The sequence below is a fragment of the Chryseobacterium oryctis genome, from assembly GCF_025971925.1.
Lineage (GTDB): Bacteria > Bacteroidota > Bacteroidia > Flavobacteriales > Weeksellaceae > Chryseobacterium > Chryseobacterium oryctis.
Window position 1 is genome coordinate 483,466 of record NZ_JAPDHV010000002.1, and the last position, 14,251, is coordinate 497,716.

The 14,251-nt window shown below is 36.4% G+C and carries 9 protein-coding genes and 1 tRNA gene; all 10 read right to left on the reverse strand.

From position 1 onward, the window contains the following. Positions 1-17 precede the first annotated feature (17 nt). The 10 genes from OH806_RS06045 to OH806_RS06095 all read right to left on the reverse strand — a co-directional run bounded on the left by OH806_RS06045 (position 18) and on the right by OH806_RS06095 (position 14,083). Positions 18-1,223 (reverse strand): site-specific integrase, encoded by a 1,206-nt coding sequence (locus tag OH806_RS06045; RefSeq protein ID WP_264742771.1) that lies wholly within the window; start codon positions 1,221-1,223, stop codon positions 18-20. A gap of 242 nt (positions 1,224-1,465) precedes the next feature. Continuing rightward, a tRNA-Asn gene (locus OH806_RS06050) sits at positions 1,466-1,539 on the reverse strand. Positions 1,540-2,220: 681 nt separating this feature from the next. After that, positions 2,221-2,553: a helix-turn-helix domain-containing protein gene (locus OH806_RS06060; RefSeq protein WP_264742772.1), complete on the reverse strand. Its 333-nt coding sequence runs from the start codon at positions 2,551-2,553 to the stop codon at positions 2,221-2,223. Between the two features lie 517 nt (positions 2,554-3,070). After that, complete coding sequence (locus OH806_RS06065) at positions 3,071-3,499, reverse strand: transposase (protein ID WP_264742773.1); 429 nt, start codon at positions 3,497-3,499, stop codon at positions 3,071-3,073. Positions 3,500-3,573: 74 nt separating this feature from the next. After that, positions 3,574-4,227 carry a hypothetical protein gene (locus OH806_RS06070; RefSeq protein WP_264742774.1) on the reverse strand — a complete coding sequence of 218 codons (654 nt, stop codon included), beginning with the start codon at positions 4,225-4,227 and terminating at the stop codon, positions 3,574-3,576. A gap of 96 nt (positions 4,228-4,323) precedes the next feature. Continuing rightward, entirely contained in the window at positions 4,324-7,656 is a 3,333-nt protein-coding gene (locus OH806_RS06075) for a hypothetical protein (RefSeq protein WP_264742775.1), read from the reverse strand. Between the two features lie 162 nt (positions 7,657-7,818). Beyond that, complete coding sequence (locus tag OH806_RS06080) at positions 7,819-9,162, reverse strand: hypothetical protein (RefSeq protein WP_264742776.1); 1,344 nt, start codon at positions 9,160-9,162, stop codon at positions 7,819-7,821. Between the two features lie 118 nt (positions 9,163-9,280). Then, the gene (locus OH806_RS06085; protein ID WP_264742777.1) at positions 9,281-10,882 is read right to left on the reverse strand and encodes an autotransporter outer membrane beta-barrel domain-containing protein; all 1,602 of its coding nucleotides are present in this window, start codon (positions 10,880-10,882) and stop codon (positions 9,281-9,283) included. A gap of 35 nt (positions 10,883-10,917) precedes the next feature. Next, positions 10,918-12,090 (reverse strand): hypothetical protein, encoded by a 1,173-nt coding sequence (locus OH806_RS06090; RefSeq protein ID WP_264742778.1) that lies wholly within the window; start codon positions 12,088-12,090, stop codon positions 10,918-10,920. Positions 12,091-12,637: 547 nt separating this feature from the next. Beyond that, entirely contained in the window at positions 12,638-14,083 is a 1,446-nt protein-coding gene (locus OH806_RS06095; RefSeq protein ID WP_264742779.1) for a hypothetical protein, read from the reverse strand. Between the last annotated feature and the right edge of the window lie 168 nt (positions 14,084-14,251).

Here is a 14,251-nt window from a genome sequence, read left to right on the forward strand (position 1 = left end):
TGTTATTTCATTCTTTTTTAATGATTCAACTTTTTTTCCAATTCTCTTAAATGCAAGCTTAATTTTTCAGGCATTATCTCTGCATAATATTCCTGTGTAGTGTTAATCTTAGAGTGACCTAAAAGTTTAGATATAACTTCCATAGGGATATCATTACTCAATAAGACTGTGGAAGCAAAAGTTTTTCTTGCTGTGTGGTGGGTAAGTTTTTTAGATATTTCTAGTGCAGAGGCTATTTCCTTAAGTAGTCTGTTAAAATATTGATTGCTTACTCTGGGTAATAGATATTCACTTTCAGAAGAATATTTAGCTATAACAGCAAGAGCTTTGGGAAGTATTAGGGGAACTGAGAAATTTCTTCCTGTCTTTCCTCTCTCTTTATAGATCCATGTAATTCCATCAGGCTTAGTAATTAAATCTCCTTTCCTAAGTTCAAACATTTCTTTATATGCTAATCCTGTATAACAACAAAATAGATAGCAGTCTTTGATTTTATTTAATATTTCAGACTGGAATATATGATTTTCTAACTGATTGAGTTCTTTTTGAGTGAGGAATATTATTTTAGGATGCACTTTTTTAGGTGTATGCTCCTCAAAAGGATTAGATTCTATATGCTTCTGTGATACAGCTTTTTTAACTACTTTCTTAATTCTCTGAATAGCTTTGTTAATAGTAATCTGACTATGTTTCAGCTCAGTTTTAGAATAATATTCAAACTCTGAAATGAAGTCAAAATCTAAATCCTTTAACTTTATATCTGATTTCTTGAATTTGAATCTTATGAACTCTTCCAGATCATCTTTAATATACTCAAACTTATCATAGGTAGGTTGTTTAATATCAATTCCTATAAGCTTTTTAAGTCTTTCAAGATAGAGTTTGTAGTACTCTAGTAAAGAATAATCTTTCACTAGAGTCTCACCCCTGTATTGTCTGTAAATATCATCTACATCAAAGTTTTCATCTTGGAGCTGGAGTAATAAAAAAGCCTGATTAATCTTATTCTTAATCAGGCTTAATTGGTTGTTGATATAATTGTGTTCTTCATTGGGTGGTTTAGTTTTCTGCTGTTTACTATCCCAATATTTAGGGTTAATGAATAATCCTGTAGCAAATGGTTTTCTTTCTCCCAAATATGTTATTCTACATCTTAATGGGGCTAAACCTTTAGTGTTTGTCTTTGCTTTGTCTAATACAAAGAGTATGCTTATAGTGTTCATAATTTTGTAGAATTAATAGAGGTTTGAATGGTGTTCCAATGTTTAAAAGTGGTGTTCCAGCTCTTAAAAAATTATGGTGTTCCAAAGCTAAAAGGAAGGTATACCTTTTTGGAAGCCTATTATTTAATAAAAATATGGGAAATAGAATATTTAGAATATTGTGAAATCCCCTAAACATAAGGATAACCCACAGAAATTGAGTAGAAATAAAAAAAGACCTACATTTCTGTAAGTCTTTTTTGCTCCTCCTGCTGGGCTCGAACCAGCGACCCTCTGATTAACAGTCAGATGCTCTAACCAACTGAGCTAAGGAGGAATGTCCTTGTTGTTTTAAGTGATGCAAATATAATATGAATATTAATATTAAGCAAATTTTTAATTGTAAATAATTGAAAAATTCTCTTGTTTAAAGGCTTTTAGAAGGTATTTTGCTATTTTTCAGTACTTTAAATTATGGATAATTAGAGAAAAAATAAGACTTTTAAAATAAAAGAAAGACCTACATTGCTGTAAGTCTTTTTTGCTCATCCTATTGACACCATTTCGAAGCGGTTAGAGGTGATATTCAGTGAATGAACTAAATGAACATAGTCGCAAAATTTTAAAAAATAAGAGTCAGAAGACTTCGCTGATAATAAAGCTCTTCACGTGATCAGCAATCAAAAAATGAATGAGTATTTGAAAGAATTGCTGAATTGGCTGAAATCAACGAAACTGTCACTCAAACTTATTATAGATGAAAAGACAGAATTGATGAAGCTCTTCCAAAATATTCTTTGCTTAGAACGCACATTGGTCACAGAACGTTTATTTGTAATGCTCTATCTTTGTGTATTTCACCACAAGTGGTAATCAAACAAACTGGGATAGTGATTATAGCGCAATGAAACCTTACATAGATATTGCTGATAAAATTAAAATTAGTGCGATGGAACGATTTGATTTGCTCTAAGTAATACACCAAATTTACCAAATATGTTCTTTAAGTAAAATTGAGCTAGATTAAAAATCTCTTTTTCCATTTCCCTACGGTATTTCTGCTTAATCCAAAGTGATTGGCAAGTTGTGTATTATTTAGTTGGTTTTTCCTTTGGTAGTCTAGCATTTGTAGGATGTCGGACTTGGTATAGGAAGCCAGTTTTGTATTTTGAAGATATGATTCTCTATTCTTCATTCCGAACAATTTATCATTTATTTTCAGAATAGTTAGGGTGGAGAGATTCTCCTGACCCAATAATGTTTTGAAATTATCCATTTGATCAGGAAACTTTTTCATAATCATATCATGGTAAATTTTCTGATAATTGGGTCTGTTTTTAATTGTATTCATATGTATAAAATTTTTGTTTTTATAAAATGCCGATGCATTGCTTAGGTGCGTCGGCGAAATACATTGATGAAATTGGCGGACGACTACGCTGTGCAACGTACTAGAAGATAACTATTCTGTCCGCCAGTATCTTACAGTGCCTATTTGGAACACCATATCTGCTTGAGGAATCAATATTTAATCTTAATTTCTATTTTTCTACTATGTCTCCTAAAACCTCAATGATTGTTGATGGGTTTTCCCAAGGAGAATAGATACATCCAAGCTATAATTACTAGTATTATTCATATTTTGAACTGTCAAGTACAATAACAAACCTATATAATATTCTCGTATCATTCCTTGATGAAAAAACAAATACAGTCGCTTCTTAAAAAATCCCCAAAATATGTTTGCGGTACATACACTTTCTCTTCTGTATCCTGCTGCTGTGGAAGAAGATTGTATCTGCTTTCTATCTCATCGGCACTTTTGCCTAGAAGATTTCTTCTGGATTTTTCAGGTTTTAAGAATTCAATTATGTCTTATGCTTACTGATCCATTTATATAATGTTGTTTTGGGAATCCTATATCTTTCAATCACCTGTGTTTTTGTCATTTTTCCTGATTCAATCTCTTCTAGAATAAATTCAATGATTTCCTTGGTATAAATGTTTTTCCGGAACTGAGGAAGCTTTGTTTCTTTGCTACTTTGTTTTTCATTTCTTTCTTCCGCAGACGGTGGTGCATACAATATCAAATGCTGCGAATAGATTCTGAAAAAATCATACTCTAAAAGTTTGCTACAACGCAAAAGAGTTTCGGTATCTATGCTATGAGCACCATACATTTTTTTCAAATCATCTTCTGTACACTTCAGGAAATTACAGATGCGGGATATTTCTATTCCACTTTCTGCAACCCTTTTTTCCATCATTTCTCCGATATGGATATTTTTGAAATTCATTTGCTTTTCTTTAAATGGTTGAAAATGTTCTATGAATGCAGTCTATAAAAAAACGTTCATTTATTGAATTTGCGTTATGGTTTCCAGAAACTCCAAACAGTTCCATTATAAACTGCTAATTGTTTGGCTGTTGTATCATATACCATCATACCCGCAGAAGGGTTGATAATGTTAAGGTGTGGACTTGCTACTTTCGGCAAAACCATTGCTTTGTCAGTATCGGTAAGTACTAAAATCCCTGTAGTTGTATCCGTAGCACTATTGATTCCGATGGCTGCTTTGGCATTTTCCTGCTCCTTTTTATTGTCTTGTAAAGAAGAATCAATAGTATTGAAAGCGGTAAATGTAATGTCGTTATTCGAAGAATCTTTGACCGTTAAAGGAAAGACAATATTTCCAGTAAGATCAAACCACGAACCATCTTTCATATATTTCATCTTCTTATCCGAAAGATCAAAAATGATGGTTCCGTCTACTATTGCTCCCTGCATTCCTCGATAGCCAGCTCTCGTTGTAGCATTATATATCACGGGATTATCAGCAACTGTAGATACCCAGGGAACTACTATTCCTTTTGCATTATCTGCAGCATCATAAAACTCCAAAGAGATACTAGGGTTTGGGGTAACACCATCAGATAATTTAGTTATACCATTCTTACCAATTGCCACTTGTGCTATTGATAAAGAGGTAATGAGGATGGTAAATATTATTGTGATTTTTTTCATTTTAAAAAAATTTAATTAATTCTAACTTCCGGAGGCCTTTAATTATAAAAGTTAAATGCCTTCCATCAGTTCTATATAAGCATTTGTGTGTTTTTATTAATTTGGACAAGCTCGGGTATTAAAGCACTGCCAACTGAACGTAGCTCCATTGTCTTTAGTCGTATAAATTTTCAGACAATCTGCTTCTTCATCATATACCATCATTCCCTCCACTGGATTAGAAATCGCCTCTACCTCTGCAGTTGTTGGTATCCTGTTAATCACCAATCCTTTTTCTTTGGATTCTAAAGCGGACCATGCTCCTTTACGTACCATTGGCCAGTTATCATTATTTGTTCCCGCTCTTCCTAATGCAGTAATACCATGTTTGGTCTCTAAGGTTGTACCAGAGGTTACCCCAGGTTTATAACAGAAGCAACCTGAGTTTACGGCAGCATTCTGTGAGTCTCCTATGCCTTGACCTGCGGTACCTACAACTGTAGGAATTCCGCTTACATCCACACATGAAGAACTGGCACACAAGTTCATATTAGAAGCAGATGACCCTGACCCTACAGAAACACCACTTGCGGCAGTAACCAATTGACTGGAAGTGATATTTGCATCTCCTTCTAAAGCATCTAAACAACCATCGTTATCCGAATCCAGATCCAAATGATCGGGAATACCATCTCCGTCAGTATCCATAGAGGTACAGATATCCAGACTACCTAAATAGACATCAAAAGCATATGCCCATACATCCGCTGCTATTCTCATTGTAATATTACTACCGATGTTAGGCTGTGTTTGATTTGGTGCACCAAAAATTGTAGCATCTGAAATTGCCACTAGCTTTCTGTTTAAATCACGGACAAAAACGGCCTTACCATTCACATCTACCATGATAGCTTCGAAGTCTCTTGTAATAGGAGTGACCGTGTATTGTGCGGTTCCAGATTGATTAAAAGTAGCTTGTGGCCAATATCCGTTGATAAATACAGCTTCACCGGTATTTCCATAAGGGGTATCTGGGTTTAGATTGTTACTGGTAAGCTGAAAGCCAAAGTCAAGTGCGTTATTCTGCATAGAAATAATGCCTTTGTTGTTATTATCTGCCCAATCTGCTAATATCGCATTCGTTGTTGTCAACAGTTTATCTACGTTATTGGTAGAGCCCGAATAGAAAATATCGATATTATCTGCCAATAACTGGGATTCTGTAATGGCTGCTTCCGAAGCGTATGGAACAAAGGTAATTCCCGGAATTTTATTATAGGTACCTGAAGGACCAAAATTTGCAGGATTGTTTAACATATTCATCATCAGTCCATATTGTCCTGTTGTTGTATTTACATAACCAATTCTTAGGTTTCTGTCGAGTGTGCCGTCACAGGCATTGCCTTCATTGATGTCCAGAATTCCGTCATTATCATCATCCAAATCATTAATATCAAGAATAGTATCTCCATCACTGTCTAAACATGTTTTAGTGGTATTATCCAGTGCTCTAGGATCATAAAAGCTTAAATAATCTGGAATTCCGTTTTTATTAGCATCTATAATGTCAGCCAAACCGTCGCTGTTGGCATCTGTTGTCGTACCAGCCTGGGAAACAAAAGCAAAATTAGCAGTTAATGAGGTGGTCGCCGCTGCTTCCATAGCATCGCTACAACCATCTCCATCGGAGTCCAGATCTAAATGGTTCGGTGTTCCGTCTCCATCAGTATCCAATGTGGTACATTGGGTAGCCACAATTCTGTCAAAGAAATAGGTCCAGGTATCTGCTATGGTTTTCTGGTCATTTGAGGTTGGAGATGGAGTTACGATACCATCATTATCATTGAATATTGTAGCATCTGGAAAGATTAATAAGTTATATTCTTTATCGGTAACAACGACTGGTCTCAGATTGGCATCGGCCATCAGTATGTCAAACGGTCTTGTTGTAGAATAAATGGTCATCTGTACTCCTCCTGACTGAATTAAAGACGTAGCAGGCCAATAGCCGTTGGTATAGGTATTAATACCAATTGCTCCGATTGGAGTATTGGGATTCGCATTATTATTGGCAAGAATATAACCGTAATCCCACGCATTATTCTGAACCGCAAATATGGATTTATTATTATTTTTTGCCCAGTTAGCCAGCAGGGTATTAAGCGCTGTGGAAACTTTTTCTCCGCTGGCTGTAGAATTATTGACCGTAGAACCTACAAAAAACACATCTATTTCATTGGCAAGCAAAGCTGCCTCTGTGATACTGGCTTCGGTAGCAAAAGGAACCAGTGTAATCCCCGCAACTTTATTATAGGTGCCATATGGCCCAAAATTCTTCAGGTTCAATAACATATTGATAGGTAAACCATCATCACCTACACCACTTGCCAAATAGCCTATCTTGATATTTCTGTTTATCCTTCCACAAAAATCTCCTTCTGTGGTATCCAATACTCCATCGTTATCATCATCTACGTCAATAGGATTGGGTACCCCGTCATTATCGGTATCCATACACAGAACCTGAGAAGAATTATTAGCATATTTAGCATAAGTAGATATATAATTTACGCGTCCGCTGTCTGCAGTGGTTTCTACGGAATTGGCTAAGCCATTGGCTCCGTAAGGTCCCGGCAACGTACTAAGGGTTTTATTATTGGTAGCTCCCCCTTCATAAGCATCAGAACATCCGTCTCCATCACTATCTATATCTTGGTGATTAGGGGAGCCATCTCCATCAATATCATCCATACAAGACCCTAGTTTCGGATGAGCCGAAGGATTATAAGCAGGTGTTGTGGCAAGTAGCGAAGTTATTTCGTGGATAGCAGCTGTTCCTGCTGTTACTGAGGTGGCATTACCTCCAGAAGCTGTTCCAATATACCTGATCTGATAATACTGATAGGCCGTTGTTGAAGTATTGGTGAACGTGACAGTGGAAGTGGATATGCTTATCCCGCTCCCTGTGGTTAGGAGTGTATAAGCGCTTCCATCATTGGAGCCATATAATTTTGCAAATCCGCTCGCTGCCATTCCGCTGCTTGCCTGAGTAACTGCCAAGGATTTTATAATAACCGCTGTCGGATACTGGATGGTAAATAGAGCTGTTCCCGTAGTAATGGTCTGTAGAGCGGCAAAATTATAGGCTGTGAGAACCGTTCCGTCATTGGTATTGTCATTATATAATAACGGAATATCACTTCCTGCCAGAGGATCTCCTACAGCTCCGTTCAAAGCTGAAGTTACAGATGCTATTCTGTTAGCCTCATAAAAGTTATAGAAACAATTAGGAGATTCTTCCGCATCCGGAATACCATCATTGTCATCATCAATGTCGACAGTATCTGTAATACCATCACCATCAAAATCCTGTGCTTTTACCATGTTCATTCCTAAAGAGAGGAATAAAAATACAGCAAAGATTGAAATTAAAAAGTTTAATTTTTTCATGAACTAAAATGTTGTGCATTTAGAAATAAAAACATAGCTGTTTAAATATCTGCTCTTTTGTGTTAAACCGAAAGAACCAAAAATTCCAGACTTGGAAACTCGACTATCTAATTGTTAATAGTCTTCAATTTAAATCGTAAATACAATAGGTTAATTTATTTTTTAAAAAATAGGGTCTGCAACAATGGTTATATTATCCTGAGTCCCTCCAAAGGTAAGCGTTGCTGGTCCGGAAGGAGAATAAAGCCCTCCTCTGAGTTCTACTGTATAACTACCGGGCTCCAAAACCAATCTTGCAGAGGTACTATGGAAATAATATCCAGGAGCGCCTACGTTAGTACTTGCAGTAATAGGAAGTCTCTGATTGGCAAATGCAGTATTGAGAGCTATGGTACTTGATGCTGGTTTAGCGGTAAACTGCATATAAGTTGCAGCCATGCGAGGAGCCCCATTGTCTATTGTTGAAAGAGGACTCCATGAATAACTTACATCATAACTAAAGCTTACCAGTGATTTTTGTGTTATATTGAGCGTATAGGTCCCCAGAACATTTGAGGTAAAAGTGTTTCCTCCAGAAGGAGCTGTTATAGTAGAAGTACTGAGCAACGCATCGCTAAGATCACCACCCACCAACAATGCAGTTTGTTTCGTGACGGTTTTTAGTACACCGTTGGCATCTGCCACAACATATTTGTCACCTGAAGCTCCTGTGTTGGCATTAATACCTCTGATACGTACATTCCCAGAGCCTATATCTAGTCGTTCAGTTGGGGCAATGGCTAAATCTGTACCAATGTTCCCATTTTTTAGGATAGTTAAAGCATTAGATCTTGCACCGTCGGCTCCATTCCCTACCTGAAGGATTGCTGTGCTTCCTGTGGTAATGGCATTAAAAATTCCCGCTACAAATTCGGCCTTACCGCTTGCTACTGATGCCAGACCAAATGAGGCTGAATAATCACCAGAGGCTTCGACCTGAGCACCAAAGCCAACAGAGGATTCTCCTACGGAGCCTTCTGGACTGGAACCACCGCGTACAGCACCTTGTACATCTAACATAGTACCACCACTAGTAGCAGGACCTCCATGGTTGAAGGTTTTACCAATTGCTACACTACCTCCCATATAAACGTTTTGTACATTGCTGGTAGCTCCTGTATTTGTTAGCTGGTTATACCATGGCTCTGTATCCGATCCGCTAGTTTTTACCCAAACGGTTCCATCAAAATAGTAATAACCGGGTGCATCCACATTGGCCACCTGACCGGTAAGAGAACCTGCAGCAGCATTTACATATACTAATGCACCTGTTTGGGCAGACGTATATGTTTTAGCAGAAAGTTCATCTCCTGATAAACGAGGAGCAATGATTCCATCTAATTTGGAGGGGTCTGAGGGCTTACCTACTACATCCAATGTTGTTGCTGGTATTTCTGTGTTGATTCCTACCTGCGAGTAGGAAAACCCAGAAATACCTATGAATAGGATTAAAACTGAATTTCTCATAATGTGTAAATTTTTAATTGTATGACGTTTTTTCATTAATTAGAGTTGGAGCTTCTATCTCGAAAAGGAGAAAGAAGCACAACTTCTAACACACATCTTAGGTTAAGTAAGGTGTTTTTTATTGTTTAGTTAACAACTTTTCTAATTGCTCATTTTTTTGCTGTAATGCTTTTATTTGTTTATTGAGTTCAATAACGTGTAGATAAAGCTCTTCGATTTTTTCCATATTGGTTATTGAATTTTCCCCAACATCAATGGTCATATTGTTTTTCCTGACATCTTCAATAGAATCATAGCCAGGTAAATGTCCTTTTTCTTTTATATATTCTTCTACTTCATTCAATTGTTTGAAACTATAATTGGGGTTAATAGCAGAAGTTCCTTTATAATAGTTTTCAAACACATAATCTGGATAGTAATTCGTATTAGAAATAAATCTATCGGCTTTTGCATCACCTGCAACATGCAATTTGTAGGAAGGATTGATTAAACCTATTCCGAAATTTCCATTAGTTGCTAATATTGCCCTGTTTGTTCCCACTCCAAAAACTAATGGCCCTGAAGCTGTATTAGTCCCTACAAAAAGTTCTGTACTTCCTGTAGAGAATAATCTAGAGCTACCGTTACTTAAGAGTTCCATATCCAGCATACGGTTTGAGTTTACTAAAGCTCTTACCATTGATGTGGAACTTCCCCTGGTAATAATCCTTGTATTTCCAGAAATTGTAGCATTAACATCAAATGCTATATGGTTATTATCATTAATAATTCCGTTTTGAAACCAAAGCATTTTTCTGTTAGTTGAAACCATTCTGTTATCAGTTAATGCTCCATCAGAATTGTAAATATTTACGCCCTGCGGAAGAGTAACGGAGCTTGAGGAAACTCCGTTTACCCTTGTTGTCAGTGTATTGCCTGAAACTGTATTGATAATACTGTTGATGATAGGCGCAGTATCTGTTACTCCGTTAACTGTGGAGGTCATAGTATTTCCTGAGCTGCTCAAAACATTTGTCGTATCAGAACCTCCTCCTCCAAGTGAGGAAATATTTACCGTGGAGGCAACTCCGTTAACTGTACTGGTAAGATTATTTCCAGACAAGGTTAAGCTGTTGGTGGTTGCTGTTGAAATTGCAGGTGTTAAATCCAAAGAATTACTTAATACACCATTCACTATACTAGTAATATTACTTCCAGATAAGGAAAGTGTATTGGTATTGACAACAGGTGCAGTTGCCGATACTCCATTCACTGTAGAAGTAAGTGTATTGGCTGTACTGCTTAACGCATTGGTAATGGATGTACCTTCTGATGACAGACCAAGAGGCTTCCAAGTACCTCCGTTAATGGTTCCGGATTTATTGTCATAATACCAAAACCCAGGAGCTAAGGTTCCTTGTGTAGTACCTACTCCTGCTATTCCTCCTTCTTTTATATTGTATACCACAAACCCATCATAGTAAGTAGGAAATGAGCCTGGAATACCTATCGGCACACCTCCAAAGGCTGTAAATACAGACAAATCCACTCTGGGATAAAGCAATCCTTTACCTACATTGGTGGTAGAATTATAGGTGAGATTGGAAGAAGCATCTATAAAAGCTGAACTTCCGGGAAGAGCAATGTTCAAGTTACTGTTAGCTATTCTTACCTGTGATTGGGCTATTCCGCTCCATAGCATTCCCCCGATTAGTATAATTTGTTTTATTTCTTTTTTCATCCTTTTTAACTAAGTTATGTTAATTGTGTTTTTGGTTAATAGCCTGATATAATAGACCATGGGGAGGTGGCATCACCTGTATAAATTAAAATATTACCCTGTCCCGGATAGCATAGTACATTAGATGTCTCCCTCGGTAACGGGTTAAGTTCTACTGATGTGTCCCCTATAACAGAAATATATATTTTCTTACCTACCTGAACTCCGGTTGTCGGTAAGGTTAAAACAGGATTAAAACCGGCTACAGTAGTGTATAAAATAATGTCATCAGTAGCCGATGCAGTATAGTTACCTGTCTGGTAAGTAACATTCATAGGAGCTGTTGTAGGAGAGGCTGTAACAGTTTTTAGTACACCGTTGGCATCTGCCACAACATATTTGTCACCAGAAGTTCCTGTGTTGGCATTAATATCTCTGATACGTACATTACCAGAGCCTATATCTAATCGTTCAGTTGGAGCAATGGCTAGATCTGTACCAATGTTCCCATTTTTTAGGATAGTTAAAGCATTAGATCTTGCACCGTCGGCTCCATTCCCTACCTGAAGGATTGCTGTGCTTCCTGTGGTAATGGCATTAAAAGTTCCCGCTACAAATTCGGCCTTACCGCTTGCTACTGATGCCAGACCAAATGAGGCTGAATAATCACCAGAGGCTTCTACCTGAGCACCAAAGCCAACAGAGGATTCTCCTACGGAGCCTTCTGGACTGGAACCACCGCGTACAGCACCTTGTACATCTAACATAGTACCACCACTAGTAGCAGGACCTCCATGGTTGAAGGTTTTACCAATTGCTACACTACCTCCCATATAAACGTTTTGTACATTGCTGGTAGCTCCTGTATTTGTTAGCTGGTTATACCATGGCTCGGTATCCGCTCCACCGGAACCACCGCCAGATTTTACCCAAACACTTCCATTAAAATAGTAATAACCGGGTGCATCTACATTGGCCACCTGACCGGTAAGAGAACCTGCAGCAGCATTTACATATACTAATGCTCCTGTTTGGGTAGGCGTATAGGTTTTTGCCGAAAGCTCATCTCCTGATAAACGAGGAGCGATAATTCCATCTAATTTGGAAGTGTCTGAGGGCTTACCTACTACATCTAAGGTTGCTGCTGGTGTTAATGTGTTGATTCCAACTTGTGAGTAAGCAAGTGTGGAGAATAAAATAGTTCCTAAAATAATTACATTTTTTTTCATCAAAATTAATTTTTGTTATATTAAACATTATGTGTTGAGTAAATATTTTTTCCCAATGTCAACTTACTTAATATGCATGAGAAAATATGCACCATATGAAGAGTGGAAATGTGCATTATATAGTGAGTAGAAATACTGTATTTTTTCATCAGTACATGAGGCTGTGTTTTCTGCATACAAATCACTAAAAATATTTCAGTTTAAGCAAAAAGCATCGGTACCAATAAGGTACTGTTAAGTATATTGCATTGATTTTTAGTTGTTTGCAGTTGTGTGTTTTTTGAAATGGTTTTGGGTTTTTGGTCTCGATTGATTTCACATTAAAGCCTAGTATTAATTAATTTTGGTTGCGAAATTTGAGACATGGGATCTATCCGTGTGGTTTCTTATTCATACTATTATATCTTCTTGCGAAGGAATTTTTTCATTTGTGTTTAAATTTTTTTTGTGGTTCTAGGTATACAAAGCAAAACAAGTCATGCTTGAAATCAAAAAAACAAGGTACCAACAAAGTACCTTGTTTTGTAACTGATATAAAATTAAATAGTTAGGCGTTTGTACGATCTCTTATCCAAACAGTGAGATTATCTTGAGGAGAAATGCTTAGCCGTTTTCTGAGATTGTATTTGTTGTTTTTTATGGTTTGAACTGCTTTAAATGTATATTGTGCAATGTCTTTTGTGTTAAATCCCAAATAAATATAGGCACACAGAATAAGTTCTGATGTCTTCAGGCTAGGATTAATCTCAAGGATTCTTTTCCGAAATTCAGGGTATATTTCCTGAAACCGCCCCCAAAATTCAGGGCTGTTGTTTTTGGCCAATTGTATGATCTCCTCGAAGGTTTCATTGATTTTTTGTTCCAGCTCTTTTACATGATTATTTTTTTGTAAAATGGCATTATTACTTTCTTTCAGCAATAAATCTTTTTTTCTGATTTTCCTGTAATGCAAGAAACTTAATATACTTATTATAATAATAGTTGCTAATAACAAACCTCCCCAAATATAAGACATTTTCCTTTTCGAAGCCTCACGCTGTTTTTTCTCATCCGAAACAATTTTTTTTTCGGAAGTTTGTAAAGCTATAAGGTTATTTTGGGCAAAGCTATCCTTAAGTTTTGTATACTTATGTAAATATTCGTTAGCTTTATAGACATTATTCTGTAGATTATACACATCGGCTAATCCTCTATAATTCTTCATTATATTTTTAGGTCTCTTCATTTTAACAGACAGTTCGAGAGATTTCTCATAAAATGTCTGTGCTTTCTTATACTCCTTTTTATCTTGATAGTAACGTGCTGACATATAGTTGAATACTATATGGTCAAACATATCCGGTGATATTTTTAAAAGATCTTCGGCTCTATCTAGGTAAAATTTTGCGGAATCCTGATTTTTCTGCAAAATAAAATAATCTATAAGATTGGTTACTTCTATTACCCTCGGCATATTCTTGTACGCTTTATGAATATAATAGTAGGATGAGTCTCTATTTTGAAGTATCCCAAAGTTGGTTACCATGTTTCCATAAATATAGTGTAGACATTTTCGCTTTTGTGTGTTGTCTTTTATTTTTAAAGCCTCTCTTAGGGCTTTATTATAAGTTTCATTGGATTTTCCAATCAACCCCAGTTCATAATAATTTCTTCCATAGGCAGTAAAAAACGATGATGATAATATCGGGTCATCTTTATACTCAGGATACAACACCTCTGCTTTGTCCAGATATTGTTGTTCTTCACGGTATTTCCCTAGATTATGAAGATATTGTGCAATCTGGATATATCCTCTTGCTTTGCCTTTGGCATAATTTATCTTTTCTGATAATTGTATCGTCTTTTTACTATGCTCAATTCCTTCATATATTTTGCCTTTCTGGAGATATAAATCTTCATTTTGTAATCTATCTATTTCCACAGGAGACAACTTCTGAGAATAGGATATACTGAATGATAACAAAAAGAAAAACAATCTCAGCTGATTTTTCATATCGTTTTCTTTATTTATTAAAACTTTCTAAAAATTTATCATATTCGCCTCATAAGATTAGAAAAAGTTCTGTTAGGCGTAAAATTGTGTAGGCTTCTAATTTTTGTCAAGTTCAAAAGTACTCAATTTCATTAACTTATGTAAAATAAAAGGAATTCTTTTGACACA